The organism is Streptosporangium sp. NPDC049376, from assembly GCF_044466505.1.
In the GTDB taxonomy this organism is placed as follows: domain Bacteria; phylum Actinomycetota; class Actinomycetes; order Streptosporangiales; family Streptosporangiaceae; genus Streptosporangium.
Genome location: NZ_JBITMT010000035.1, coordinates 25,678 through 51,889 on the forward strand (window position 1 = coordinate 25,678; position 26,212 = coordinate 51,889).

Here is a 26,212-nt window from a genome sequence, read left to right on the forward strand (position 1 = left end):
CAAACACCCAGGAGTGCCTATGCCCACGCCCGCCGGCCACGTCGCCGGTGCGCGTGCGCTTCCGGCGGTCGCCATCCACACCGCGCCGCTCGTCCTGCCGCTCTGCCGGCCTCCCGTGGAGGACGGCGCCGTCGTGGTCAGGGGAAACCGTGTGCTGCGAGCCGGACCGCGCGGAGAGATCGAGAGCGCCTTCCCCGGCGTCGCCCCCACCCGCTGGCCGGGCATGATCGTCCCCGGTCTGGTCGACGCCCATCTCAGACTCGACCGCGCCTACGGCCCCGCCTTCGCCCACGGCGTCACCGCGGTCGCCGGTGTCGCGAACGACCTGGACTCCGCCTCCGCCTTCGGCGCGACCGGCATGGGCGGCATCACCTACCTGGAGACACACTGCCCGGACGAGGGCACCTGGGAGCGTGAGGGACGCGACCGGCTGATCACCGCCATCCGCGAGGTCGACCACCCGGGGACCGTCGGCATCGCCGCCCACTCCCCCGACCCGGTCGTCATGGAGGACCTGGCCATCCTGTCGCGGACGTTCGGCCTGCGCCTGCACATCGAGCTCGGCCGCCATCCGCTGATCTTCCTCGACGAGGTCGGGGCGCTGGGACCCGGCTGCCATGTCGCGATCTCCATGCCGCTCGACGAGGCCGACCGCAAACTCCTGCGGGTCAGGGGTACGGCGGTGGCCATCTCCTCCCCTTTCGCCGCCGAGGGGTTGCTCGGCGGCGACGAGGCGATCGCCTTCGGCACCAGGACCGGCGGCGACCCGCTGACCCTGGCCAGGGCGCTGCTGCGCGAGGCCCCCATGGCCCGCCGGGAGGAGCTGGCCCGGATCCTCGTCGAGGCGGCGACCACGGGCGGGGCCAGGGCGCTCGGCATGGCCAACGGCCCGCACCGCATCGGCTGCCTCGACCAGGGGAGCCGCGCCGACTTCTCCGTCTTCGCGGTCGAGGCGAGCGCCCGCACGGCCTACACCGCCCTGCTCGGTCAGGGGGCGGGCCGCTGCGTGGCCACCTTCGTCGGCGGCCGTCCCCGCTGGCGTCTCACCGAGGGGACGGAAGGCGCGGAGACCACGAGACGTCTGGCCTGATCCCGGGTCCGGGGCGTGCGCCCGCGTAGGCTTCCCGGTGTCAGGCTTCTCCTCCCCTACCGAGAGCGATCAACGTGCACCAGAACGGGAAGCGCTTCGACGACATGCTTGCGGAGAGCATCCGGTCCCTCTCCTCGCCGGAGAACCGGGGGGACCCGCTTCAGGGCAGTGGCCGGGCGGCGGACGGCCAGGTGAGCGTCCTGGTCGGCCCCGACGGGCGGCTGGCCGCGCTGAACCTCAATCCGCGGGTCATGCGGATGGCCTCCGAGGACCTCGCGCGGGAGATCCTCACCGCGGTGAACGCGGCCCTCGACGACCTCCGCGCGAACATTCCCGGCCTGGACCCCGCGGCGATCCCGGACCCCGGAAGGCTCGCCGAGAGCCTTGAGGGCGTTCACGCCGATGTGACGCGCCGCCTGGACGAGTTCGCCTCGGGGATCGAGTCCACCGTACGGCGCCTGGAGGAGCGATGACCGCGGACCACGGGGTGGACGTCTCGCACGCGGACCTCCGGAGCACGGGCACGGGGCTCTCCGGCACCGGCACGAGCCAGTTGGAGGAGGTCCGGGCCCTGCGCGCCTACCTTGAGGGAGAGGGCGACCCCTGGGGGGAGGACATGATGGGCAGCATGGTCGGCGCGGCCTATCACGCGGTGACCCGGCACGCGCTGGAGGTCTACGAGTCGCTGGCGGAGCGTCACGTGACGACGGGCGACGGCGCCGAGTTCATGGCCGTGAGCTACCGCTCGGCGGAGCAGCGGAGCGAGGAGGAGGTCGACCGGATCACGCGGGCCGTCTGAACGCCTCCTGAACGCCGCGGCCGCCAGCCCGGGAGGTGTCAGCGACGCAGGTCGGCGGGGGGCAGTATCACGCCGGCCGGCCCCGAGGGATTGATCGCGACACCGACGTCCACCGGCAGCAACGCGACCAGGTCCCCGCCGCGGATCGGCTGCCAGCCCGTCGCGCCCTCCGGGAACTCGCCGGGCAGGTGGGTGTGGGCCGTGTAGGCGAACACCGCCCGGCCCTCAGCCGTGTCGAACACCGGAACGCCTCCGTCGGGACCGGCGGCCACGATCACCTCGGCCTCCCTGAGCAGGGGGACGATCCTCTCCCCCGTTTCGTAGCCGGTCGCGCTGAGCTGGACGGCCGCGTCCAGGGGGTCGGACGGCTCGGGATAGCCGAGCGCCACCGGAGAGGGCCGGTAGTTCGGATTGTGGCGGAACTCCCCGGTGATCTCACCCCGCTCGTCGGCCCGCCACGCGCCGACGACACCGTACGGCGGCACCTCGCCGCCGGGATCGAAGAAGGGGTCGATCGCGTACAGCCACGTCCCGGGACTGCGCCGCGCCTGGGCCCTCAGCTCGTCGGTGAGCGGCGGGGGCGGCGGGACATCGTTCACTCAAATCCTCCTGATCATGCCTGAGAGTAGCCGGGATAGGGATCGAAGTGGGGATTGGGGATGAAGTTCTCCGGCGTCTTCGGCACCCCTTCCGGCCAGGCGCCGGAGACGTAGCGCCGGTGCACGCCGCCGGGAAAGGCGATCTCCTGCTCGTGGTGCAGGCGGGCGCTGCCCGTGGAGAAGGTGCGGTTGGCGTCGATCCCGCCGGGGGCGTCCACCTCGTAGGTGTAACGGCGGGGCAGGACGTTGTCGATGTCCCGGCGCGTGCTGGTCCCCACGAAGGCGGAGTCGGCCCCTCTGTGCACGTAGTCGTCCAGGTCGGTCATGGACGGGTCCCGGGGGTGGAATCCCTGCTCGAACACCTCCTCCGGTGACCTGTTGTCGGCCCGGTAGAGCGGCTCGCGATCCCTGCGCCATATCGGATAGGGGGTGATCTTCTTGACGTCGACGCTCTTGTCCGCGGCGGCCTCCAGGTAGTTGTCCGGGCCGCGCGGAGGCGTGGGCGGACGCTGCGGGCGCTTCGGCGGCAGGGGCGGCACGGCCCCTGCCCGCTCGGCCGGCTTCCGCAGGAGCGTGGAGGCCCGTTTGAAGAGGCGGAGCGCGCTCCGTTCAAGCAGTTCGACCACTTTACGGATGATCTGCCGTACGGCCAGGCGGGCGCCGCCCACGAGGGCGGGCACGGCCGTCAGGGAGACCCCGGCCGTGGGCCCCGAGGCCGCGGCGAGCCGGTACAGGTTCTGCGCGAGCCGTACGGCGACGGCGATCAGCGTCACCTTCGTGGCGAGCACGGCCATGGCAGAGATCTGCTGGGCGGAGCCGATGAGCATGGCGGCGGCGATCGCGTCGCCGGACCGGTCCGAGGTGTCCCGCCAGTCCTGGTCGAACGCCTCGATGTCGTCGCCGTCGTTGCGGAACGTGGTCCGGGTGACGTACGCGTCGGCGGCCGAGGAGTTACGGCTCGTCGTCGTCGCGAACGCGATCCACCGCTGTCCGGACGCGTAGAGCCTGTCCTCGTCGGCCACCGGCCAGGACCCGACAAGGTTGAGGACGGCGGCGAGTTCGGGCGGCGGTTGCAGTGCCACGGTGATCTACGAACCTGGCGACCGGCACACGTCGCTGACATGCCGCATGAGATCGGCCTCCTCGCCGAACGCCTTTTCTTGACTCCCACCGATCCGGCGACGGCGGTTCCTGGCCGCGGGACGGACGACTTCCTTGATCCTATCCGGTGACGACACCGGACCACGGCCTCAGGCCGGACGGCTCTCCACCAGGCTCAGCAGCTCCCTGAGCTGCTCCTGCTGCTCAGGGGTGAGGACCGAGAACAACTCCTCCGCCGCCTGCCTGCGCGCCTCGCGGACCTGCTCGTGACGGACCCTGCCCTCCGGTGTGAGCGTCAGGAGAGTCGATCTGCGGTTGGCCGGATCGACCTCGCGCCGCACCAGGCCCATCTCCTCAAGCGCGTCCACGACCGGGGTCACCGAGCGCGGCACGATCTTGAGTGTGTCGGCGAGCTGCACCATCCTGAGCGGCGGCTCGGCCTCGGCGATCACCCACAGCGCCCGCACCTGTCCCGGTGTCAGGCCCAGCGGGCCGAACCGCGCGCCGTACCCCCGGCGCAGCCGACGGCCGACTCCTCGCAGCAGTTCGGCCAGTTCCGTCTCCACCCCATGAACTTATCTCATTGTCCCCGATGGTGAATATGAGCTAACCTCTGTTTGAGTCAACATCAGAAAGAGGTTGCATGCCCGAACGAACCAAAGACCCCCTTTCCACCGAAGAACCCGACATGGCCGACGAACCCCGCGCGCCGCTGCGGCGCATCGTCACCCTGTTCCGCCCCTACCGGGGCCGCCTGGCCGTGGTCGGCGCCCTCATCGCCCTGTCCTCGGTCGTCTCGCTCGCCTCGCCGTTCATGCTGCGCGAGGTGCTCGACGACGCCATCCCCAACCACAGGACCGGTCTGCTGGTGCTGCTGGTGCTCGGCATGATCACGGTCGCCGTCGCCACCAGCGTCCTCGACGTCGTACAGACCCTGATGTCGAACACCGTCGGCCAGCGCGTCATGCACGACCTGCGCACCGGCGTCTACGCGCACCTGCAGCGCATGTCCCTGGCCTTCTTCACCAGGACCCGCACCGGCGAGGTGCAGTCGCGCATCGCCAACGACATCGGCGGCATGCAGTCGGTGGTCACCTCGACCACCGCCTCGATCGTCTCCAACCTGACCACCGTGATCGCGACGATCATCGCCATGTTCGCGCTCGACTGGCGGCTGACCCTTGTCTCGCTCCTGCTGATGCCGGTCTTCGTGTGGATCAGCCGCAAGGTCGGCCGGGAGCGCAGGAAGATCTCCTCGGAGCGGCAGCGCAAACTGGCCGCCCTCTCCTCGATGGTCCAGGAGTCGCTGTCGGTCAGCGGCATCCTGCTCGGCCGCACGATGGGCCAGTCTCCCGAGCTGACCGGCCGGTTCACCACCGCCTCCGACGAACTGGCCACCCTGGGGGTCCGCTCCAGCATGGCCGGGCGCTGGCGGCAGTCGACCATCCAGATCGTCCTGTCGGCGATGCCCGCGGTGATCTACCTGGCGGCCGGGCTGGCCTCGACGGTCTCCATCGGCACGGTCGTCGCCTTCACCACCCTGCAGATGAGCCTGTTCCGGCCCGCCGTTTCACTGCTGCGGCTCGGCGTGGACGTGCAGAGCTCCCTGGCGCTGTTCGGCCGTGTCTTCGAGTATCTCGACCTGCCCGTGGACATCACCCCCGGGACCGGGACGCTGCAGGACGTGCGCGGCGAGGTGCGCTTCGAGCACGTGGACTTCTCCTACGCCGCCTCCGGCTCCGGCGCCGAGGTCACCCCGACGTTGTCGGACGTGGACATCACCGTGCCCGCGGGCACGACCCTGGCCGTGGTCGGCGAGACCGGCTCGGGCAAGACGACGCTGAGCTACCTGCCGCCCCGGCTGTACGACGTGACCGGCGGCAGGGTGACCGTGGACGGCGTGGACGTGCGGGAGCTGAGTTTCGAGACGCTGGCCGAGGTCGTCGGCGTGGTCTCCCAGGAGACCTACCTCTTCCACTCCTCGATCGCCGACAACCTCCGCTTCGCCAAGCCGTCGGCGACCGACGAGGAACTGGCCGAGGCGGCGCGCGCCGCCCGCATCCACGACCACATCATGTCGCTGCCCGACGGCTACGAGACGGTCGTCGGCGAGCGCGGCCACCGCTTCTCCGGGGGCGAGAAGCAGCGCCTGGCCATCGCCCGCACGCTGCTGCGCGACCCGCCCGTGCTGATCCTCGACGAGGCGACCAGCGCCCTGGACACCCGCACCGAGCGCGCCGTCCAGGAGGCCCTGGACGCCCTGTCGCGGGGCCGTACGACGATCACCATCGCCCACCGCCTTTCGACCGTCCGCGACGCGGACCAGATCGTGGTCCTCGACCACGGACGCGTCGCCGAGCGGGGCACCCACGAGGAACTGCTGGCCGCTGGCGGCCACTACGCCGCCCTCGTACGGCGTGACGCCGCTCTGACGCCCGCCTGATCTGCCTCATCGGCCTGATCGGAAAACGCTCTCCGAGCCCGTTTATCCCGGTCACCGCGGGTAGCCCTGTCCCCTGCGCAATCCATGATCGGTGAGGAGGGGCGGACATGACCGTCGAGAGCCTGTGGACCTACCGTGCCGGTGTCTTCGAGGACGAGAGCCTGAGTGTGATCGGCTTCGACGTCGAGGCCGTCGACGGCGTGATCGGCACGGTCGACGAGGAGAGCAACGTGGCCGGGGACAGCTTCGTGGTCGTGGACGTCGGCTTCTGGAGCTTCGGCAGGCGGGTCCTGCTGCCCGCCGCCGCCGTCACCCGGATCGACCCGCACGCCCGCAGCGTCCACCTCGCCCTCACCAAGGAGGAGATCGAGGGGGCGCCGGAGTTCGACGAGAACACCTACCGGGCGCCCGCGTACCGCACCCGTCTCGACGACCACTACGGCCGCCTGCCCGCCGCCTGAACCGTCACGAGAGGCCGTCCCAACCAGGACGGCCCGTCTTCGTTCCAGGCGGGAAGTGCTAGTACTCCAGTGACACTTCGGGATCTTGAGGGGTCGGGGTCATGACCCTCCCGCCCGCGATGGGCCCGGCGGCTCACCTGCTCAATGTCCTGAACGGCGTCATGCTCCGCCAGCAGCCGCCGCCACGGCCCCGGGGCGTCCAGCAGGAGGGGTGCGCCGGAGTCACCGGGGCGCCGGGCGGCGACTCGTACGGGACGCCGTCCGCCGTCCTGACGCTCACCCGCCTGTCCTCGGACACCTCCTCCAGCAGCTCGGCCCGCCCCTCCACGCGGACCACCAGGTGCCGCAGGCAGGCCCGCCACCAGGGGTCGGGCCACGCCCCGGCGAGGAGTCCGGCAGGCACCGGCAGCCCGTTCAGCATCCATGACTCCACGGTGGCGCGGCACTCCTTTTCGTGCCCGTCCAGGTGCTCAAAGCGCCGCGAACTGCTCACCGACCGGGCCGGACCGCACGGCCCTGGGCACGGACGCCAGCAGCTGGCCGCCGGTCTTCCTGCAGCGCAGGGTCATCCCGTCCAGCGCCTGGCTCGTGGCCGCGGACGGCGCGGACTCACGTGAGGGGAATCGTCATGGCGACGACTATGTCGGCGGGCACCGACAATCGTCCCGGTCTCTAACCCCGGAGAGTGCTTGATCACGGTTTGGTGTCGCGCGACCGAATGATCTTGACGTGGGAGCACCCATGAGACGTTATTAGAACATATTTTCCCATCCCGGCAGGAGGCTCTCGTGTCCCCATCCCTGGTTCGCCGATTAGCCGCTTACTGCGGGGCTGCCGGCCTGATCACCGGCCTGCTCACCGTCACGGCCCCCGCCGCCTCGGCGGCCGGCACCACCACCGACCTCGGGGTCACCGACTTCTACACCGCCGACCTGGCCGTCGGCGGTGGCCGGGTGTTCGTTCCGGCCGGCGACCGCATCATCGTGGCCGGCACTGACGGAAACCTCACCGGCGGTGTCGTCACCGACCTGCCCGGCGTCCAAGAGCTGGCCGTGAACGCGGACGGCACCCGCCTGTACGCGGCTCTCACCGGCCCGAACGAGGTCGCCGAGATCGACACCGCGAGCCTCGCCGTCACCCGCCGGATCGACCTGTCGGCCCACCCCTGCCCGTCCACCCTGGCGTTGCTGGGCGAGCGGTTGTGGGTGGGGCACGGATGCGACAACGGCCCCGGCGGCGTCGTCGGTCTGGATCTCAGCGCGAGCGCCCCGGCGCCCGTGGCGGTCGGGGGCGAGCACCTGCGGCCTCCCGTGCTCGCGGCCGCCGGCGACACGCTCGTGGTCGGCCAGACCGCCCTGCACCACGCCGACATGCTGGTCTACGACCTCGGCGACGGCGCCCCCATGCTGCGCGGCACGATCGACGGCGAGGAGTGGCGCATCGACTCCCTGCGCGACCTCACCCTGAGCTCCGACGGCGGCACCCTGTTCAGCGCGGCCGACGCCCCCGGTCACTTCACCAGGTACGACACCAGGACCCTGGCGGCGACCGGCACCTACGGCGACGGCTGGGACGGGTACCCGTCCGCCGTGGCGCTCGGCTCGGACGGCGCGTACGTCGCGGCCGGACGCCAGTGGGGCAGCACCGACCTCACCCTCTACGACGCGGCGACGGGCGCGGAGCTGTTCGCGGCCGACCAGTCGGACGCCGAACTGCTCCCGGACAGCGTCGCGTTCTCCGGCACGGACGTCTTCGCACTGCTGCGCAGCTCCACGGACCGGCTGCTGCTGTGGCGGGTGACGGGCGTCGCGCTACCGGCCACCAAGCTCACGGTGACGGCCCCCGCGGACGCGTACGCCGGCTCGCCGATCACCGTCGAGGGGCGGCTCACCCGCGCCGACGGCGAGGCGCTCGGGCTCAAGCCGCTCACGGTGATCCAGTACCTGCCCGGCTGGAGGAAACTGCCGATCACCGGCGTGACGACGCGGCAGGACGGCACGTTCACCTTCCAGGACACGCCCGTCTTCGAGCTGCCGCCGTACATCGGCGAGGTGATCTACTGGGTGTTCTGGGACGGCGACGACGGCCACCGCCGCAGCAGCGCCTCCGTCACCGTGACGGTCAAGCGTGAAGCCACGCTCACCCTGACAGGGCCGCAGTCCGGCGTCGCCGGCACGGCCGTGGACCTGAGCGGCGTCCTGGCGGCGGGTGACAGGCCGCCCTCTCCGGGGTCCACGCTCACCGTGCAGCGCACCCTGTACGCCAAGGGCACCAGCGGTAAGACCGTCAAGCTCCCGCCGGTGAGGGTGAACGCCGACGGCACGTACACGTTCACCGACACGCCCGCCAACGCCGGCAGGTACAGCTACCTCGCGAGCTATGCGGGGGACGGCGGGACCGGACCGGCCCAGGCCACCCATCAGATCATCGTCAAGTGACCCGACGACCGGTGCCCGGCCGCCGGACCGGGCACCTCGGCCGGAATCCGGCGGGACTCACCAGGCCCTGACGGTCCCGGTAGCCCATGACTAATACCCCAGTGACAGTTCACGATCTTGTGGAACCGGGTCACATGGCAACGGCCACCGCGTGATCATTCGGAGTTTGTGAAGACAACCAAAGATCGTGCGGTGGCCGCGCGCCACAGCGTAGATCCTGACGGCTGGATGGTCATCTTCAACGAGCCGATGACCCGAATCGCCAGCCACTTCGGCCGCGTCGAACCACGCCGCGCCGCCACTACCAGCGCAAATCCGAGCAATGATCGCGAAGTGTCACTGGAGTACTAGGCGGGGAAGTCGAACTCGCCGTCCTTGACGCCGCCGATGAACGCCTCCCACTCACCCCGCGAGTAGACGATCACCTCACCGTCGGGCCGATGACTGTGCCGCACGGCCACCCGCCCACTCCCGTCCAGCAACGGCCCCGCCTCGACGCAGCTTCCGCCCATGTTGTCGCTCTTCGTGCTGATGTGCCAGGCCACCCGGGCCAGGTCCTCAGAGCTGGACATGCCCTACCTTCCACTCGCCTACCGCGACAAATCTTCCGCTGTCGCGATGATGAATTCAACTGACTCCTTGGGGCTGAGCGTGAGCTTCAGCGTCTCCTCGTACATCCGCACAAAGCTCTCACTATCCGGCGATTCTACGTAGATAGCTCCCTTCGGCGTTTCGGCATAGCCGACCCCAGGAAACCCCTCTCCCAGGGTGAAAATCCGGAACGCGCCCGTAGAGCAGGAATGCGCTCCCGCACTGAGCGGCAGGACGCGAATCTCCACATTCGGCCTGGCTGCCTGGTCGGCGAGATGGCAGAGCTGTTCCGCCTGGCATTCCCTGCCGCCGACTTCGCGGCGCAGCACCGACTCGTCGATGATCGACATGAAACGCGGCGGGTTGTCTCCGTCGAGAATCTTCTGACGCCCCATACGAAAATCGATCCAGCGGTCGATCTGCGTCTCGGCCGCGCCGCGCTCGACCGTCGAGATCACCACCCGCGCATACCGCGAAGTCTGGAACAGACCGGGCAGGATCATGCTGTCGAAGCCTCGGATCTCCAGTGACCGGGACTCCAGCCAGACGAAGTCTACGAACGCCCCGGTCACCTCTCCGGCGTAGCCGTCCCACCAGCCCTTCTTCCAGACCTCCTGGCTGAGCCTGATGAACTCCTCACGACCCCTGGGGTCGGCGACGCCGTAAAGGTCGAGGAGGGCGAGCAGGTCGGGGCGGCGGATGGGGTAGCCGCCCGTCTCGAAACGACTGACGGTCGCGGGGTCGCGCTGCAGGTATTCGGCGGCGTCCTTGAGAATCAGGCCATTGGCCTCACGTAGCTCCCGCAGTTGCTGACCGAGCCATTGGGAACGCAACGTGACCCATTTCGCGGCAGCCATAACCCACCTTTCCGGGCACATCCACGCAACACAAGGGGCTTTCCAAACAAAGATGCTGGACAACTTGTCGAGCGATCCCCGTGCGTGTAACTATACACACAGTAATGACAAGGTCACGCTGAATACATCACCGGGAAGCTCTCTGTCAGCCGAACGGACTCACGGCAGAGCGAAGAAAAGGGAAAGGCCGGGATGGGCTCTGCTTGAAGGGCAGCCCGTCCCGGCCTCTGACGTCGAAAGGAAGCACTCCGTGATGGAGCACTCCACTGGTTCCGACCTCTCGATTGTCCCCCATCCCCCCGCCGGGGACGTCGGTTTCGGGGTACGCGCGTTCGCACTGGTCCAGGAGCTCGACGAAGGAGAGACCGAGGTGATCGCCTACGGTCTCCAACTGCCGTGCGATACGGCGGCCACCGTGGGCGTCGTCCAGGGTTACGGCAGGTGGCGAAGCGCCGACAGCGCCGTCAGTCCGCCGACAGGGCGCTCTCCTGGGGGCCGTCGTAGGACAGGCGGCGGTACCACTCGTTGTTCAGGCCGAGCGCCAGCATGTCGTCGGGCAGGGACAGGAGCATGGTCAGCGACCCGCCCCGCTTGACCTCGGAGTCGTGCGCGCGCATGGCCGCCAGCTTGCGTTCGGCCCACGGCCCGACGTCGAGGCGGGTGGTGATCTCCTCGTCGGGAACGCCCGGCAACGTCTGGCCCGGTTCGGGAGGCGTGCCGAACACCGCCTGCCACTGCGCGATCACGACGGAGCGCGGGAGGGTCGCCAGGTAGAGGGCGCGGGGCCGCCACGGCGTACCCGCGTCCCGGTAGAGCTGGTCGTATCCCGCCGCCTCGACCGCGGCCACGGTCACCCGGTGCGCGTGGACGTGCTCGGGGTGACCGTAGGCGCCGTATCCGTCGTAGGTGATCACGATGTCGGGCCTGAACTCCCTGATGTGCTCGACGACCCGCCCCACGGCCTCGTCGAACGGCGCCTGGCGGAAGCGCGGGGTGCCGTTCGCCAAGCCCGTGTAGCCCAGCAGCCTCGGCTTTCCCGCGCCGAGGATCTCCAGGGAGCGTTCGAGCTCCTCGACCCTCTGGGGCGCGTCCGCCCCGGTGCACGTGACGACGGCGGTCGTGGCGCCCTCGTCGGCGTATCTCGCCAGGGTCCCCCCGGTCCAGATCGCCTCGTCGTCCGGATGCGCGTGCACGCACAACAACCTGAGCCCCACCGTGTATCCCCCACTGTGAACGATCAGTAGCCGCTCATCGTAACGGGAGCTTTCGGACCAGAGGGTTGTAACGGATATTTCACTGCGGGGGCGCGTAGAAGGCGGTGGTACGGCTCTCGGCCGCCCGCGCCTCGGCCTCGTCGGTGCCCGCCGCGACGCTCGCCTCGCGCCACCCCTGGCTGCTGAGCTCGATGAACCGCCTGCCCTCCTCGGAGAGCGTCCACGCCACGCCCTCCCCCGGGTCGACGGCCTGCCCGGACGACAGGTGCAGGGCCAGGCCGACGAACGCCAGGTCCCAGCCGACACCGACCGCCCCGGGACCGAACTCGGCCCAGCGCTCGTCGTCGACGTGCGCGATGTGCTCCAGGGTGAAGCGCGTCCGGCCGTCGGACTCGGCGTCGAGACTGACCTCGATCCAGCTCATCCCCCCGCCGAACTCCCAGGTCGCGGTGAAGCCGTTGGGCGGGTCACACGTCTCGATCACGCCGCCCGCGTTGCCTTCGAGCTGGTAGCGGCCCTTCAGCCGCAGGTCGCCCGAGACGGGCATGAACCACCGGGGGATGCGCTCGGGGTTGGTGCAGGCGTCCCAGACGTCCTCGACGGAGGCGTCGTAGGTCTGGCTGATGACGGTGACCCGGGCCTCGCCCTCGTCGAGCACCCGGGTGCCGACGCGACGCCGTACGGCGTTGATCTGGTGGGTCGTCTCGATCATGAACTGCTCCTGTCGTCGGGAGCCGGGGACTCCGGCTCCGCCGGGTTCGCGGGAGGCTCCTGTCCGGCCAGGCGCCGCTCGCGCCTGCCCCGGGCCAGCTCGGTGGCCAGGGCGTCCAGGCGTGGAGCCCAGAAGGCGCGGAAACGGCCGAGCCAGGCGTCCAGGTCCCGCAGGGGTTCGTGCCGCACGGTGTAGAAGCGGCGGGTCCCCTCGGGACGCACGTCCGCGAAGCCGCTGTCCCGCAGCACCCTGAGGTGCTGGGAGACGGCGGGCTGTGAGATCTCGAATTCCCGCTGGATGACCGCGCACACCGCACCCGAGGTCATCTCGCCGTCGGCGAGCAGCTCCAGGATCCTGCGGCGCACCGGGTCGCCCAGCACATCGAACGCGTGCACGAGAAAAAAATATCGACAGTCGCTTATATAAGTCAACCTCGATATATACGACCGGTCGGCCTGACGAGGCGGACGATCGCGGGCATCGGGAACAGCAGCAGATAGAGGTTGGGGAGCCACCAGGCGAGGGAGAAGTCCCCGCGCAGCGTCCAGAAGGCGACGGCCATGAGCCCCGAGGCCGAGGTCAGGACCAGGGAGACGAGCATCAGCCGTTCCGCCTCGGGCGCCCCCCGGCGCAGCAGGTGAAGGCTGAGCAGGCCGGTCGCGCTCGCGAGTAAGTCGATCCAGAGGAACGACCAGTTCCAGGAGACCATCAGCGGCTCGGTGTAGTCGGCGAAGGCCCAGGCGGCCGGGATGAGCCCCAGACCGGTGACCGAGAAGTAGACCAGGAAGCCCACGTCAGTGAGCAACATCAGCCTCTTGGTCACGGCGAAACCCTTACCGGCCACTGTCGACCACCCCGTCGATCATCTCCATGAGGTGTCCGCGGACCCGCTCGTGCAGCCCCGCCTCGGGTACGGCCAGGCCGAGCAGCCGGGCCGCCCACCAGCCGTCGACGGCCAGGCGCACGAGGGTGGCGACGGCGGGATCGACCCCGTCCTCGACGAGCCTGCGCTGCCAGGCCGCGTAGCGCTCGCGCAGCGGCGCCAGACCCGCCGGATCGACGAGCACCCCGGCGAGCAGGGCGGCGGTGACCCGGTCGGCGGGCAGCCCCCCGGCGGGCTCCGGAGCCTCGGGGATCGTCGCGGTGACGTAGGCGCGCAGGGCGTCGCCGGGGCGTTCTCCCGCGCCGGCCAGCGCCGCGTCGAAGGCGCCGACCAGGCGCTCGACCATCCCGGCGACCAGGGCCTGTTTGGTGGGGAAGTGGTAGAACAGCCCGCCCTTGGAGACCCCGGCGCGGCGCGCGACGGCCTCCAGGGTCAGCGACTCGGCCCCCTCGGTGAGCAACACCTCGGCTGCGGCGTCGAGCAGCCGTTCCTTCGAACTCGGTCGTGGCATGCCCGTAACCATACCGGCCGACCGGTACAGTTTCAGACATGCGACATTCGGGGTTTCGCCTCCCAAAACGGGTAGGGCGGGAGTATGAGTGAGATGCCTCCGGACCGTGAAGGTCTGAGCGACGAGCAGGCCAACGAGGTCGAGGAGTGGACCGACGACCTCGGCTTCGAGCACGAGATCACCCCGGACGACCCCGAGCACCGCGACACCCTCGACGAGCGGCTCTGGCGTGAGGCGCCCGACCGTCAGCACGTCCCGCGCCCGGAGGACCGCCTCGTGGCGCCGGACGAGGGGATCGGTCCCGACGAGACCTCGGAGGAGTACGCGACCGACGTCGGCCCCGACAGCGGCGACCTGTCGGCCGAGGAACGCGCGATCCACATCGAGCCGGACTGACCCGGCCCAGACCCGGGGAAAAGGAGCCCGGGCTCAGGAGAGGGCTTCGACCAGCTCGGGGAAGCCGCCGACCACGTGGTCGGCCAGGGCCGCCTCGGGGCTCAGCGCGTGCAGGTGGCCCCACGGGCCCCGGCGGATCAACGCCGTGCGCATGCCCGCCGTACGGGCGGGCAGGACGTCGTTGTCGAGCCGGTCGCCCACGTAGAGGATCTCCTCCGGCTCACGGCCGCAGACCTCCCCCACTCTGGCGAAGAACGCCGGCTCCGGCTTGGCCACCCCCCAGCCGTCGGAGGTGTGGATGGAGTCGACCGGAAGGTCCATCGCGACCAGCGCGTCGTAGGCCTGCGGCGGCTGGTTGCCCGCGACGACCAGCTCGTAGCCGAGGTCGCGCAGCGCGGCCAGGCCGGGCCGTACGTCCGGGTAGAGGTCGTCGGCGTCGAAGTTGACCCGCAGCCCGTCCGGGTCGTCCCGCCGCCAGGCCTCCTGCTCCTTCTCAAGGTCGAAGCCGGGCCTCAGGAGCTGGAAGGCGTCCTCGAAGGACCTGCCGAGCGCGGCCATCCCGCCCAGCACGCCGAGCATGGTGAAGCGGGTGACCCCCAGCCGGTCGGCCCAGCGCGACCAGATCCGCGTCTCGTCGATGAGGGTCTCCCCCACGTCGAACACCACCGCCTTGACCACGGCCCTCCCCCTTCGATCGGCCCCGATCCTACTTTCCGTCCCGGGAACGGGCCCCGGCGCCCCGCCCGCCGTACGCCCGCCCCGGATCAGGACTCGCCGGTCAGCGGTGGCAGGGGTACTGCATCAGCCGGCTGCCCTCGACCTCCAGGCCGTTGTAGAAGTCCAGGGACCCGCACTTGGCGGTCTTCTTGTTCCTGAGGAAGAAGGCGGGCTGGCCCTCGTAGAAGGGCGGCAGCCCGGCCGTGACGGACTCGGTCAGCCAGCTCTGCACCGGCGCCGTGGGCACACAGGTGTACAGCTCAAGGGGCAGCCCGTCCGCCTGCTCGTTCCCGCTGACGTCGAGGCACTTCTTGGTCTTGGAGTTCTTGTACATGACGTAGGGGACCGGGCCGTCGGGGCGCTTCACGGTCTCCCAGAGCTGCTCCTTGGGCCGGTCGGGCTTGCAGTCGTTCTGCACGATCCTGGTCCCGTCGGCGGAGGCGCCGTTGTGCACGGTCATGCACTTGAAGCTGTAGGTGCTGAGCAGCCGGCCCTGGCTCTTGGTCCAGAAGCGGAAGTCGGGGCCGTAGGTGGCCGCCTGCGCCGAGACCTCGGCGGCGACCGGGGCCTCGGAGGTGGGAACGGAGGTGACCTTGAGCCCGGTGCCGGCGGCGAGGCCGTTGCCGCAACGGTTCTTGATCTCCCAGTCGGTCAGCGGCCTGCTGCGCAGCACCCAGAGGTTGTCCTTGTTCGGGTTCGGGGCGTAGATGACCTGGTCCTTGGCCTTCTCGGCGAAGCCACGGCCGTCGTCGTAGTCGGCCTTGATGTTCACGACCAGCTTGCGCACCGCGTCCCTGCTCTCGATCCAGCCGACGGACCAGCCGGGGATGCGCACGCTGACGGCCCAGCCCCGGCTCTGGGACCAGCTCCAGGTCCAGCCGAGCTTGGCGCCGACCTGCCCCTCAAGGTCACCGAACTTGCGCTTGCCGCCGATGTCGAGGCCGAAGGAGAAAGAGGTCGAGGTGGTGCTTGAGGCGTTGACGGTCGTACTTCCCCCGCTGGAGTTGCAGGCGAGAGCCACCTGGCCCACGACCTTGGGAGCGGCGTACGTCTCCGTGCCGGAGATCACATCGACCCGGCAGTCGGGCACCCAGTACAGGTAGTCGCCCTGCATCGCGGGTCTCGCGTTGGCGCAGTCCTCGGCGATCCGCGCCGGCGGGCGGTCCGCCAGGGCGGGCGTGGCGGAGACCACGACGGCGGAGACCACGGCCGCCGACATGGCAAGCATGATCGCTAAGACCTTACGCACAATCGGTTTCACAATGCTCCTCAGGAAAAATAGCCAGACAATCCGGCCTTTCGGGGAGCAATGTAGAGCGCAAAGCGAGTACGACTCATGAAGCGATCATGAATGCACCACGAAACAAAGAAGATCAATCAGCTGCTCACAGCTTCTCCATCGCCTTGCGGATGCGCTTGTCGGAGATCGAGTACGGCGTGCCGAGGGTCTGGGCGAAGTAGCTGACCCTCAGCTCCTGGATCATCCACCGGATCTGCCGGACGTCGTCACCGGTACGGCGGGCGGGGGGAAGCTTCTCCACCAGCTCGTGGTACTCGTCCTCGATGTCGTGGACCCGGTGCATGCGCTCCTCGTCGCGGAAACGGTCGTCCGGCATCTTCTCCAGGCGGCGCTGTGCCCCCCTGAGATAACGCAGCAGGTCGGGCAGGCGCCGGTAGCCGGTCTCGGTGACGAACCCGTCGTGGACGAGGTCGTCCACCTGGTCGCGGATGTCCTCCACGGCCGGGGTCGAGGCGCCCTGGGGCAGCAGGGTGACGACCGTGTGCCAGACGGCCAGGATGTCCCTGACCCGGTCGACCACCTCGGCCGTGGTGTCGAACAGCTCGGCGCGGACCTTGTCGTGCAGGGCGGTGAAGGCGGGGCCGTCCCAGACGGGCCCGCCGGACCTCGTCATCAGCTCGTCGACGGCGCAGGCGACGCAGTCGTCGAACAGCGCGACGGCGCCCGCGTGCGGGCTGCGGCTGAGTGCGAGCTTCGCCTGGTTGTCCAGGCGGCCGAGCACCCATTTGACCGGGGACGGGGTGTTGAGCAGCAGCAGCCTGCGGGTGCCCTCCCACATGGCCCTGCGCTGCTCGACCTCGGTCTCGAACATCCGCACGGCCACGGTCGCGCCCTCGTCGGCCAGTGCGGGGTAGGCCTTCATCCTGCGCTGCTCGAACGTCTTGGGCAGCTCCCCCACACTCCAGGCGGTCAGGCCCGAACGTTCCAGGCCGTCGGCCGCCTTCGAGAGGGTCTGACGGAGCTTGGGGGCGAGCCGCCGTTTCAGCTCGGCCAGGTCCTTGCTCTCGGCCAGCTTGTGCTTGCGGCCGTCGATCACCCGGAAGGTGATCTTCAGGTGCTCCGGGACCAGGTCGGGCTGCCAGGCCTCCCTGGGCACCTGGATCCCGGTCAGGTTGAGCAGTTCCCGCTCCAGCACCGCCAGCAGCGGCTCCTGGGTCGGCCTGGCCCGCTGGAGCACCTGCTTGGCGTAGTTGGGGGCGGGCACGAAGTTGCGGCGGATGTGCTTCGGCAGGCTGCGGATCAGCGCGGTGAGCAGTTCCTCGCGCAGGCCGGGGATCTGCCAGTCGAAGCCCTCGACGTTGACCTGGTTGAGCAGCGAGAGCGGGATGTGCGCGGTGACGCCGTCGGCGTCGGTCCCGGGCTCGAACTGGTAGGTCAGCGGGAAGCGCAGGCCGCCCTGGCGCCACACGTCGGGATAGTCGCGCTGGCTGACCTCGCCCGCCGCCTCGCTGATCAGCATCGACTTCTCGAAGCTCAGCAGGTCGGGCTGGTCGCCCCTGGTCTTCTTCCACCAGACGTCGAAGTGGCGCCCGGAGACGACGTCGGCGGGGACGCGCTGGTCGTAGAAGTCGAACAGCGTCTCGTCGTCCACGAGGATGTCGCGGCGCCGGGCCCGCTCCTCAAGCTCCTCGACCTCCTCAAGGAGTTTGCGGTTCTCCTTGAAGAAGGCGTGGTGGGTCTCCCAGTCGCCTTCGACCAGGGCGTGCCTGATGAACAGCTCCCGGCTCAGCTCCGGGTCGATGCGGCCGTAGTTGACCTTGCGCTGCACCACGATCGGCACGCCGTACAGGGTGACCTTCTCGTAGGCCATCACCGCGCCCTGGTTCTTCTCCCAGTGCGGCTCGGAGTAGGTGCGCTTGATCAGGTGCGGGGCGAGCGGTTCGACCCACTCCGGCTCGATCTTGGCGTTGACCCTGGCCCAGAGTCTGGAGGTCTCGACCAGCTCGGCCGACATCACCCACAGCGGCTGCTTCTTGGCCAGCGCCGAGCCGGGGAAGATCGCGAAGCGGGCGTTGCGCGCGCCGACATACTCGGTGATGGGCCTGCGAGGACCGTCGTTGGTGGTCTTCCTGTCGATGTCCTTGACGCCGACGTGGGACAGCAGGCCGGACAGCAGCGAGATGTGGATCTTCTGCTCGTCGCCGGGGACCTCGTTCTGCGTGACGCCGAGCGACCTCGACATCTGGCGGAGCTGGCTGTAGACGTCCTGCCACTCGCGCACGCGCAGGTAGTTCAGGAAGTCGCTCTTGCACAACCGCCGGAAGGCGCTCGACGACAGCTCCCGCTGCTGTTCCTGCAGGTGGTTCCACAGGTTCAGGTAGGAGATGAAGTCCGACTCCTTGTCGGCGAAGCGGCGGTGCTTCTCGTCGGCCGCCTGCTGCTTGTCCGCGGGCCGTTCCCTGGGGTCCTGGATGGACAGCGCGGCGGCGATGACCATGACCTCGCGGACACAGCCGTTGCGGTCGGCCTCGATCACCATGCGTGCCAGGCGGGGATCGACCGGCAGACCGGCGAGCTTGCGGCCCAGCGGGGTCATCTGCCTGGCCTGGTCGAAGGCGCCGAGTTCGAGCAGCAGGTCGTAGCCGTCCTTGACCTGGCGCTGGTCCGGCGGCTCGACGAACGGGAAGGCCGCGATGTCGCCCAGGCCGATGGAGGTCATCTGCAGGATGACGGAGGCGAGGTTGGTGCGCAGGATCTCCGGGTCGGTGAACTCCGGCCTGGTGAGGAAGTCGTCCTCCTCGTAGAGCCGGATGCACACGCCCTCCGAGACACGGCCGCAACGTCCCTTGCGCTGGTTGGCCGAGGCCTGGGAGATCGCCTCGATCGGCAGGCGCTGCACCTTGGTGCGGTGGCTGTAGCGGGAGATGCGGGCGAAGCCGGGGTCGACGACGTACTTGATGCCCGGCACGGTCAGCGAGGTCTCGGCCACGTTGGTCGCCAGCACGATCCGGCGCCCTGAGTGCCGCTGGAACACCCGGTGCTGCTCGGCCGCCGACAGTCTGGCGTACAGCGGCAGCACCTCGGCGTCCTTGCGTTTGGACAGCGCGTCGGCGGTGTCGCGGATCTCACGCTCTCCGCTCAGGAAGACCAGGATGTCGCCGGGGCCCTCGGCGCACAGCTCGTCCACCGCGTTGCCGATGGCCTGGATCTGGTCGTCGTCCTCGCCGAGAGGGCGGTAACGGACCTCGACGGGGTAGGTGCGTCCGGAGACCTCGATGATGGGCGCGCCGCCGAAGTGCCTGGAGAAGCGCTCGGGGTCGATGGTCGCGGAGGTGATGACGACCTTGAGGTCGGGGCGCCTGGGCAGCAGCTGCTTGAGGTAGCCCAGGATGAAGTCGATGTTGAGGCTGCGCTCGTGGGCCTCGTCGATGATCAGCGTGTCGTACTGGGCGAGGTCGCGGTCGGTCTGCAGCTCGGCCAGCAGGATGCCGTCGGTCATCACCTTGACGAGGGTGTCCTCGCCGACCTGGTCGGTGAAGCGCACCTTGTAGCCGACGGCCTCACCGAGCTGCGTCTCCAGCTCCTCCGCGACGCGCTCGGCCACGGTCCTGGCGGCGATCCTGCGGGGCTGGGTGTGCCCGATGAGACCCCGGACGCCCCGGCCGAGCTCAAGGCAGATCTTCGGCAGCTGGGTCGTCTTGCCGGAACCCGTCTCACCGGCCACGATCACTACCTGGTTGTCGCGGATCGCCGCCAGGATGTCGTCTCTGCGCTGGCTGACCGGAAGCGCCTCGGGGTAGGTGACCACGGGCACCGCGGCGCGGCGGTCGGCGACCCGGCGTTCCGCCCGCTCGATGTCGGAGGTGATCTCCGCGGCGATCTTCTGCTGCGCCGCGCGGTTCCTGACCCGGCGCGCGCCGTCGAGCCTGCGCCGTAGCCGTCGCTGGTCACGCAGCGTGAGCTCGGGCAGACGTGCCTGGAGTTCGGCGAGTGGAGATGTCAACGGAGGCGTTCCCATACTGCGACCAGAATACGTTCGGCTCGTGGGTCACGGGCCAACGGCCCATCGTGCCCCAGGCCGCCTCCCGCCGCACTCCAATATCGCGCCCGCCCCCGCCGCGGTACGGCCTCAGCCCCGTCCGGCCGGGCCGCGCCGCCGCAGCAGCGCCAGCGCCCCCGCGCCCACGAGCACCGCGGCCACGCCCGTCTCCCAGCCCGGGGTGAACCCGGGCTCGCGGTGCCGGGGGACCGTCTGCCAGCCCTCGGCCGCCCGTGCCGCCCCCCTGGCCAGGGCCAGGCCGCCCACGGCGCGGTGGGCGTACCCGTCGACGACGTAGAACTCGCCGTAGAGGGTGCCGCCGTCGCCCCGGCAGTCCACCTCGACGGTGTGCGGGCCGCTCTGGGCGCCGTAGTCGACCTGCGCCCAGCCGACGGCGACGCCCGAGTCGTCCTCCTCCAGCTCGGGCTCGTTCTGGAAGGCGTCCGAGCGGGCGTAGGCGGGCCCTTGACAGTCGTACGCCGTGATCCTGAGGTCCGCCCCCGGTCCGGATCGGTAGGGCGACAGCCGTACCTCCTCGCCGCCCACCCCGTCCGCGACGGCCGTCCCCGCCGCTCCGGCGACAGCGAGGGCGGCCACCCCGGCGACCACCGCCCAGCGAGCCAGCACGCCAGTCGACTGCAACACGTCTCCCCCAGCAGGTGCGATCTTGCCAACTCTCGCTACCTACCCAGGTCAGAGGGCGTGTCCGTCAAAGGAAGATCCAAATCTTCGCGGCCTTTCCGGCATATGACACAAGGGCCTTACGGCAAAGCCGCGGCCATGGCGGCCCCCACGATGCCCGCCTCGTTCTGCAGGGTCGCGGGAACGACGCGGGTTTTCACCTTGACCAGTGGCAGGAACTTGTCGGCCTTCTTGCTGACCCCGCCTCCGATCACGATGAGCGAGGGCGAGAACAGCGCCTCGACGTGGCGCAGGTACTCCTCGACCCGTCCCGCCCACTTGCTCCAGCTCAGCTCGTCCTCCTCCCTGGCGTGGTCGGAGGCCCGCTTCTCCGCCTCCTTGCCCCTGATCTCCAGATGCCCGAGTTCGGTGTTCGGCACCAGGTGGCCGTCGACGAACAACGCGCTGCCGATTCCGGTGCCGAAGGTCAGCATCAGCACCACGCCGCCCTCTCCCCTGGCGGCGCCGACCGCCACCTCGGCCACGCCCGCCGCGTCGGCGTCGTTGAGCACCACCGTCGGCAGGCCCGTCATCCCGGCGAACAGCGCCCGCGCGTCCGTGCCGATCCACTCGTGGTCCACGTTCGCGGCGGTGCGCGCGACGCCGTCGATCACGACCCCGGGAAAGGTGACCCCCACCTGCCCGGTCCAGCCGAAGTGCGCGACGATCTCCGCGACCACCTCGGCGACCGCCTTCGGCTTGGACGGGATCGGGGTCGGTATCCGCAACCGCTCCTGGGTCAGCTCGCCCCTGGCGACGTCCACCGGGGCACCCTTGATGCCCGACCCGCCGATGTCGATTCCCAGCGTCTCCATGACGACCTCCTCCTGTCCCGGGCTCCTGCCCCCGGCATGTCCCTGATACTCGCTTGCAGCGGGCGGTCAACCCGTCTGAAAGCGACCCGGCGCAGACTACGGGCACCACCGCAGGAAAGGATCACCCCGATGACGATCGTCAGGACCGTCGCCGGTCTCGCCGCCGCCGCCCTCACCGCCACCGCTCTTCTCGCCGCTCCCGCCGCCGCGGGCGCCGCCTCCCAGAAGGCCTCCTCCCCGTGGGGCCCCTACGACTCCGCCGGGCACCGGGCGCGGGCCGCGGGCTCCCTGACGGTCTCCGGTGAGGACCACGCGGACATCCCGGCCGCGGCCACGGCCCGTGTCTCCGGCAAGGTCCACGACCTGACCAGGGGCTCCTCCTGCGGCTGGGTGATCTTCCGCGTCACCTACCGGACCTCGGGCGGGAACCTGCCCTTCAAGCAGCACGGCGTCCGCAACTGCTCCTACGGCACGCCCAAGTCCTTCACGTTCACCGGCAGGAACGTCTACGAGATCGAGGCCAAGATCTGCTCCGAGGCCAAGGCCGCCAAGCCCTCGCTCAACTGCGTCAGCGGCGGCACCTGGAAGGTCGTCTACCTGTCGAAGTGAGCGGCTCTCAGCGCTCGGTCACCTGTCCCCCGGCGACGTGCAGACGCCGGGTGGTGTGCACGGCGCCGAGCATCCGGCGGTCGTGGGTGACCAGCAGGAGCGTGCCGGGGTAGGAGGCGAGCGCGGACTCAAGCTGTTCGATCGCCGCCAGATCGAGGTGGTTGGTCGGCTCGTCGAGGACGAGCAGGTTCACCCCTCTGGCCTGCAGCAACGCGAGCGCGGCCCTGGTGCGCTCCCCCGGTGACAGGGTCGCGCCCGTGCGCAGCACGTGGGCCGCGCGCAGGCCGAACTTGGCCAGCAGCGTGCGCACGTCCGCCGGGGTCATCCCGTCTGCCGCGCCCGCGAAGGCCTCCGCCAGGGGCTCCTCCCCCAGGAACAGGCCACGCGCCTGGTCGATCTCGCCGACGACCACGCCGGGGCCGAGCGAGGCGTCGCCCTCCTCCAGCGGGATCCGCCCGAGGAGGGCGGCCAGCAGCGTGGACTTGCCCGAGCCGTTGGCCCCGGTGATCGCCACCCGCTCGGCCCAGCCGACCTGCAGGTCGACCGGCCCGAGGGTGAAGGAGCCGCGCCGGGCCACCGCGCCCCGCAGCGTCGCCACGACCGCTCCCGCGCGGGGCGCGACCGCGATCTGCATCCGCAGTTCCCACTCCTTGCGCGGCTCCTCGACCTCGTCGAGCCGCTCGATCATCCGCTCCGTCTGCCTGGCCTTGGCCGCCTGCTTCTCGGTCGCCTCGGTACGGAAGTTCCGGCCGACCTTGTCGTTGTCCTGGGCCTTGCGCCGCGCGTTCTTGACGCCCTTCTCCATCCAGGCGCGCTGCATCCCGGCCCGCTGCCTGAGCGCGGTGAGCGTGTTCGCGTACTCCTCGTACTCGTCACGGGCGTGCTGCCTGTCGAGTTCGCGTTCGGCGAGGTAGGCCTCGTAGCCGCCGCCGTAGGAGCGGATCCGCCGCTGGGGCAGGTCGATCTCGACGACCCGGTTCACGGTCCTGGCCAGGAACTCGCGGTCGTGGCTGACCAGGACCGTGCCCGAGCGCAGCCCGGTCACGAAGCGTTCGAGCCGTTCGAGACCGTCCAGGTCGAGGTCGTTGGTCGGCTCGTCCAGCAGGAAGACGTCGTAGCGGCTGAGCAGCAGGGAGGCCATTCCCGCCCTGGCCGCCTGGCCGCCGGACAGCGCCGTCATCGGCCGGTCGAGCCCGGCTTCGAGACCGACCTCGGCGACGATCTCCTCCGCGCGCTCCTCCAGGTCGGCCCCGCCGAGGGTGAGCCACCGCTCCAGGCTCACGGCGTAGTCGTCGTCTGCTCCGGGGCGTCCCTCGACCAGTCCCTGGGTCGCCGCGTCCAGCGCGCGCTGTGCCTGGGCGACCCCGGTGCGTCTGGCCAGGAAGTCCGCGATCGTCTCGCCCTGTCTGCGCTCGCGCTCCTGCGGAAGGTAGCCGACCACGGCGGTGGGCGGGCTGAGCCGTACCGATCCGTGCTCGGGGGGCAGTGCCCCGGCCAGAATCCGCATCAACGTGGACTTGCCCGCGCCGTTCACCCCGACCAGACCGACCACGTCGCCGGGGGCGACGACCAGGTCGAGGCCGGAGAACAGCTCACGGTCGCCGTGCCCGGCGGCGAGTTCCTTGGCGACGATGGTGGCGCTCATGAGGGAAACGCTATCCGTGATCTCGCGTCGCTCCGCACCCCCTTACCACCAAACCCCCAAATAAGCATATTCCGGACAAAACGGACAAGATTTACTTCGAGGTCAAAGAAAGGAGAGACTTACCGATACCGCCCTGACCTGCGGGTTTACCGGCAAACGTTACTAGAAGGCAACTTTCTTCGGGCTTTTTTGAGATTTGTAGCAACTTTTGCACCCAGCTGCCTGTCTTATAGAGGTGGAAGCGATCGCCTCTGATCGTTTTCGGTAACGGGGAAAAGGAAAAAATCTTCATGAAACGAATCACCGTCGGTCTCCTGTCCGCGGCCCTGGGCGGCTCCCTCCTGCTGAGCGCGAGCCCGGCCTCCGCCCAGCGCGCGTCCCTCAGCGTGCACATCGACAGCGTGAACCCCAACCCCGTCGTGGTCACCGAGGACCGCGACACGAACGTCACGGTCGAGGTCCGCACGACGGAGGCGATCCGCGTCGAGCTCCGCCTCAGGCCGGCCGTCAACACCCTCGCCGCCCAGGAGGCGCCCGAGGCCAAGCTCTTCCACGACGGCGACCTGTGGCGCTTCAGCACGCGCTTCGACAGCGACGACTTCGAGGGCCGCTGGCTCGCCATCGCCGACGCCTACGACAGGGACGGCAAGAAGCTCACCGACCAGGTCAACTTCTCCGTCAAGCACGAGCAGGCCGCGAAGACCGAGACGCGCGTCGGCAGCTTCCGCGTCAGCCCCACCTCGGTCCGCAAGGGCCGCTCGGTCTACTTCACCGGCCGTCTTGAGGTTCGCAACCACCGCTACTGGGCGGGCGCGCGCGGCGAGGAGGTCGGCATCTACTTCCGTTCGCGCGGCTCCAGCGCCTGGAAGTGGGTCGCCTCGGCCGACACCGGCTGGCGTGGCCAGTTCCGCACCAAGGCCCGCGCCTCCCGTAGCGGCGAGTACCGCGCCGTTTTCGAGGGCACCGACAGGCTTGAGGACAGCTCCAGCCGTTCGGTCCGGGTCCGCGTCTGGGGCGGCGGCTGGCACCGCTGAGTCCCTGAGACGGCTCACCGAGGTCCCTGAGGCCTTCGTGTAAAGCATGGCCTCTGGCAAGGAGCGCGACGCCTGCCCCCCTCGGGCGGGCCCGCGTGGCGCGGAAGCCCGGGTTTCCCCGGGCTTCCGCCCCTTTTTCACGCGCCGGTACGGCCGGCCCCCTGACACCCCCGCGGCCCCGCCGCGACGGCACTGCGACAGCACTGCGGCGGCATCGTGGTAGCGCTCCCACATCTCCCCAGGTACGGCGGACGCAAGTCCGGTAATGCTTGCTGCTGAAAATATTGCCTATGGCTACACATTGGGCATTACGCTCAGGCTAGAGATCTTCACGACTGTCCAGGCGGAGGGTGAACGTGGCCGACGAAGAGTGGACGCACCGCGGGATCGACGTCAACACTCCAAGCGTCGCCAGGCTGTACGACTACTACCTCGGTGGGAAGGACAACTTCCCCGCCGACCGCCTCGCCGCCGAGGAGATCCTCGCCTCCGTCCCCCAGGTCCGCACCGCCGCCAGGGAGAACCGCGCCTTCCTCGGCAGAGCCGTCAGGTTCCTCGCCCACGAGGGCGTCGAGCAGTTCCTCGACATCGGCACCGGGCTGCCGACGCAGGGCAACGTCCACGAGGTCGCACAGGAGATCATCCCGGAGGCCCGTGTCGCCTACGTCGACCACGACCCGATCGTCCTGGCACACGCCAGGGCCCTCCTACGAGGGGCGAAGGGGGAGGTCACGGTCGTCTCCGGCGACCTGCGGCGGCCCGAGGAGATCCTCGGCGCCTCCGAGATCCACGACCACCTCGACTTCTCCAAGCCCGTGGCCCTGCTCCTGGTGGCCATCATGCACTTCATCACCGAGGCCGACGACCCCCGGCGCATCATCGCCACGCTCAGGGACGCCCTGCCCTCGGGAAGCTACCTGGTCCTCTCCCACGGGACCCACGACCTTCGCCGGGAGGCCGCGCGGAAGGGCACGGAGGTCTACCGGCGGGCCAGCTCACCGCTCACCCTGCGGTCCAGGACGGACATCCGGCAGCTGTTCGACGGGTTCGACCTGGTCAGGCCAGGACTCGTCTGGCTGCCGGAGTGGCGCCCCGACGACTTCCCGCTCTACGACGACCCGTCGGAGGCGCTGATCGTGTGCGGCGTGGGCCGCAAGCCCTGACGCCGATCTCGCGTCTCAGACCGGGGAGCCCGCGACCGTGACCTGGGGCCCGAAGACGAAGTCGGGGTCGATCTGCGCTGCGAGATCCTCCCCCGTGGCCCGGTTCGCCCAGGCCCGCGCGTTGCGCAGATGGAACTCCACCGCCTGACGACCGAACAGCCCCCAGTCCTTCTC

General features: G+C 69.8%; 27 protein-coding genes. 10 read left to right on the forward strand and 17 right to left on the reverse strand.

Annotation, left to right across the window (positions count from 1 at the left end):
- Positions 1-19: 19 nt before the first annotated feature.
- From ACIBVQ_RS39360 to ACIBVQ_RS39370, 3 genes are all read left to right on the forward strand, one after another.
- Positions 20-1,090 carry a hypothetical protein gene (locus tag ACIBVQ_RS39360; protein WP_362784867.1) on the forward strand — a complete coding sequence of 357 codons (1,071 nt, stop codon included), beginning with the start codon at positions 20-22 and terminating at the stop codon, positions 1,088-1,090.
- A 74-nt stretch (positions 1,091-1,164) separates the two neighbouring features.
- The gene (locus tag ACIBVQ_RS39365) at positions 1,165-1,563 is read left to right on the forward strand and encodes a YbaB/EbfC family nucleoid-associated protein (protein ID WP_362784864.1); all 399 of its coding nucleotides are present in this window, start codon (positions 1,165-1,167) and stop codon (positions 1,561-1,563) included.
- Positions 1,560-1,889: a hypothetical protein gene (locus ACIBVQ_RS39370; RefSeq protein WP_352016450.1), complete on the forward strand. Its 330-nt coding sequence runs from the start codon at positions 1,560-1,562 to the stop codon at positions 1,887-1,889. Before ACIBVQ_RS39365 ends, ACIBVQ_RS39370 begins: the two co-directional genes overlap by 4 nt.
- Positions 1,890-1,927: 38 nt before the next feature.
- Here ACIBVQ_RS39370 and ACIBVQ_RS39375 read toward each other — a convergent pair whose 3' ends face one another.
- The 3 genes from ACIBVQ_RS39375 to ACIBVQ_RS39385 form a co-directional block, all read right to left on the reverse strand.
- On the reverse strand, positions 1,928-2,488 hold the full coding sequence (locus tag ACIBVQ_RS39375) for a type VII secretion system-associated protein (protein WP_399183979.1): 561 nt from the start codon (positions 2,486-2,488) through the stop codon (positions 1,928-1,930).
- A gap of 14 nt (positions 2,489-2,502) precedes the next feature.
- Entirely contained in the window at positions 2,503-3,570 is a 1,068-nt protein-coding gene (locus ACIBVQ_RS39380; RefSeq protein WP_399183981.1) for a hypothetical protein, read from the reverse strand.
- 168 nt (positions 3,571-3,738) lie between these two features.
- The gene (locus ACIBVQ_RS39385; protein WP_352016453.1) at positions 3,739-4,155 is read right to left on the reverse strand and encodes a MarR family transcriptional regulator; all 417 of its coding nucleotides are present in this window, start codon (positions 4,153-4,155) and stop codon (positions 3,739-3,741) included.
- 122 nt (positions 4,156-4,277) lie between these two features.
- On the opposite strand from ACIBVQ_RS39385, the gene ACIBVQ_RS39390 reads away from it, so the two are divergent.
- On the forward strand, positions 4,278-6,032 hold the full coding sequence (locus tag ACIBVQ_RS39390) for an ABC transporter ATP-binding protein (RefSeq protein ID WP_399183983.1): 1,755 nt from the start codon (positions 4,278-4,280) through the stop codon (positions 6,030-6,032).
- Positions 6,033-6,139: 107 nt separating this feature from the next.
- Positions 6,140-6,493: a PRC-barrel domain containing protein gene (locus tag ACIBVQ_RS39395; protein ID WP_352016455.1), complete on the forward strand. Its 354-nt coding sequence runs from the start codon at positions 6,140-6,142 to the stop codon at positions 6,491-6,493.
- Positions 6,494-6,626: 133 nt separating this feature from the next.
- On the opposite strand, the gene ACIBVQ_RS39400 is transcribed toward ACIBVQ_RS39395, so the two are convergent.
- Positions 6,627-6,926, reverse strand: a complete 300-nt coding sequence (locus tag ACIBVQ_RS39400; RefSeq protein ID WP_399183986.1) for a hypothetical protein — start codon at positions 6,924-6,926, stop codon at positions 6,627-6,629.
- Between the two features lie 355 nt (positions 6,927-7,281).
- On the opposite strand from ACIBVQ_RS39400, the gene ACIBVQ_RS39405 reads away from it, so the two are divergent.
- Positions 7,282-8,931: a hypothetical protein gene (locus ACIBVQ_RS39405; protein ID WP_399183988.1), complete on the forward strand. Its 1,650-nt coding sequence runs from the start codon at positions 7,282-7,284 to the stop codon at positions 8,929-8,931.
- A gap of 347 nt (positions 8,932-9,278) precedes the next feature.
- On the opposite strand, the gene ACIBVQ_RS39410 is transcribed toward ACIBVQ_RS39405, so the two are convergent.
- The 7 genes from ACIBVQ_RS39410 to ACIBVQ_RS39440 form a co-directional block, all read right to left on the reverse strand.
- Positions 9,279-9,503, reverse strand: a complete 225-nt coding sequence (locus tag ACIBVQ_RS39410) for a DUF397 domain-containing protein (RefSeq protein ID WP_352016458.1) — start codon at positions 9,501-9,503, stop codon at positions 9,279-9,281.
- 18 nt (positions 9,504-9,521) lie between these two features.
- Positions 9,522-10,379 carry a helix-turn-helix domain-containing protein gene (locus ACIBVQ_RS39415; RefSeq protein ID WP_399183990.1) on the reverse strand — a complete coding sequence of 286 codons (858 nt, stop codon included), beginning with the start codon at positions 10,377-10,379 and terminating at the stop codon, positions 9,522-9,524.
- 464 nt (positions 10,380-10,843) lie between these two features.
- The gene (locus ACIBVQ_RS39420) at positions 10,844-11,572 is read right to left on the reverse strand and encodes a PIG-L family deacetylase (RefSeq protein ID WP_352016461.1); all 729 of its coding nucleotides are present in this window, start codon (positions 11,570-11,572) and stop codon (positions 10,844-10,846) included.
- 100 nt (positions 11,573-11,672) lie between these two features.
- The gene (locus tag ACIBVQ_RS39425; RefSeq protein WP_352016462.1) at positions 11,673-12,305 is read right to left on the reverse strand and encodes an SRPBCC family protein; all 633 of its coding nucleotides are present in this window, start codon (positions 12,303-12,305) and stop codon (positions 11,673-11,675) included.
- Positions 12,302-12,700: a metalloregulator ArsR/SmtB family transcription factor gene (locus tag ACIBVQ_RS39430; protein ID WP_352016463.1), complete on the reverse strand. Its 399-nt coding sequence runs from the start codon at positions 12,698-12,700 to the stop codon at positions 12,302-12,304. The genes ACIBVQ_RS39425 and ACIBVQ_RS39430 overlap by 4 nt, the downstream gene beginning before the upstream one ends.
- A 32-nt stretch (positions 12,701-12,732) precedes the next feature.
- Positions 12,733-13,128: a DUF5360 family protein gene (locus ACIBVQ_RS39435; RefSeq protein ID WP_399183993.1), complete on the reverse strand. Its 396-nt coding sequence runs from the start codon at positions 13,126-13,128 to the stop codon at positions 12,733-12,735.
- A 10-nt stretch (positions 13,129-13,138) separates the two neighbouring features.
- Positions 13,139-13,699 (reverse strand): TetR/AcrR family transcriptional regulator, encoded by a 561-nt coding sequence (locus tag ACIBVQ_RS39440; protein ID WP_362784833.1) that lies wholly within the window; start codon positions 13,697-13,699, stop codon positions 13,139-13,141.
- An 84-nt stretch (positions 13,700-13,783) separates the two neighbouring features.
- Between ACIBVQ_RS39440 and ACIBVQ_RS39445 the strand changes: the two genes are divergently transcribed.
- The gene (locus ACIBVQ_RS39445; protein WP_399183995.1) at positions 13,784-14,095 is read left to right on the forward strand and encodes a DUF5709 domain-containing protein; all 312 of its coding nucleotides are present in this window, start codon (positions 13,784-13,786) and stop codon (positions 14,093-14,095) included.
- Positions 14,096-14,128: 33 nt separating this feature from the next.
- Here ACIBVQ_RS39445 and ACIBVQ_RS39450 read toward each other — a convergent pair whose 3' ends face one another.
- From ACIBVQ_RS39450 to ppgK, 5 genes are all read right to left on the reverse strand, one after another.
- On the reverse strand, positions 14,129-14,773 hold the full coding sequence (locus ACIBVQ_RS39450) for an HAD family hydrolase (RefSeq protein ID WP_399183997.1): 645 nt from the start codon (positions 14,771-14,773) through the stop codon (positions 14,129-14,131).
- A gap of 100 nt (positions 14,774-14,873) precedes the next feature.
- Entirely contained in the window at positions 14,874-16,031 is a 1,158-nt protein-coding gene (locus ACIBVQ_RS39455; RefSeq protein ID WP_399183999.1) for an RICIN domain-containing protein, read from the reverse strand.
- 166 nt (positions 16,032-16,197) lie between these two features.
- Positions 16,198-20,070 carry an ATP-dependent RNA helicase HrpA gene (gene hrpA / locus ACIBVQ_RS39460; protein ID WP_362911688.1) on the reverse strand — a complete coding sequence of 1,291 codons (3,873 nt, stop codon included), beginning with the start codon at positions 20,068-20,070 and terminating at the stop codon, positions 16,198-16,200.
- Between the two features lie 111 nt (positions 20,071-20,181).
- On the reverse strand, positions 20,182-20,736 hold the full coding sequence (locus tag ACIBVQ_RS39465) for a hypothetical protein (RefSeq protein ID WP_352016470.1): 555 nt from the start codon (positions 20,734-20,736) through the stop codon (positions 20,182-20,184).
- Between the two features lie 116 nt (positions 20,737-20,852).
- Entirely contained in the window at positions 20,853-21,587 is a 735-nt protein-coding gene (ppgK, locus tag ACIBVQ_RS39470; protein WP_362911690.1) for a polyphosphate--glucose phosphotransferase, read from the reverse strand.
- 129 nt (positions 21,588-21,716) lie between these two features.
- Between ppgK and ACIBVQ_RS39475 the strand changes: the two genes are divergently transcribed.
- Positions 21,717-22,196: a hypothetical protein gene (locus ACIBVQ_RS39475; RefSeq protein ID WP_399184002.1), complete on the forward strand. Its 480-nt coding sequence runs from the start codon at positions 21,717-21,719 to the stop codon at positions 22,194-22,196.
- Positions 22,197-22,203: 7 nt separating this feature from the next.
- Here ACIBVQ_RS39475 and ACIBVQ_RS39480 read toward each other — a convergent pair whose 3' ends face one another.
- Positions 22,204-23,841: an ABC-F family ATP-binding cassette domain-containing protein gene (locus ACIBVQ_RS39480; RefSeq protein WP_399184005.1), complete on the reverse strand. Its 1,638-nt coding sequence runs from the start codon at positions 23,839-23,841 to the stop codon at positions 22,204-22,206.
- A 290-nt stretch (positions 23,842-24,131) separates the two neighbouring features.
- Between ACIBVQ_RS39480 and ACIBVQ_RS39485 the strand changes: the two genes are divergently transcribed.
- Both ACIBVQ_RS39485 and ACIBVQ_RS39490 read left to right on the forward strand, forming a co-directional pair.
- Positions 24,132-24,875 (forward strand): hypothetical protein, encoded by a 744-nt coding sequence (locus ACIBVQ_RS39485; RefSeq protein ID WP_352016474.1) that lies wholly within the window; start codon positions 24,132-24,134, stop codon positions 24,873-24,875.
- 356 nt (positions 24,876-25,231) lie between these two features.
- Positions 25,232-26,038 (forward strand): SAM-dependent methyltransferase, encoded by an 807-nt coding sequence (locus ACIBVQ_RS39490; protein WP_362911692.1) that lies wholly within the window; start codon positions 25,232-25,234, stop codon positions 26,036-26,038.
- Positions 26,039-26,212: the final 174 nt, after the last annotated feature.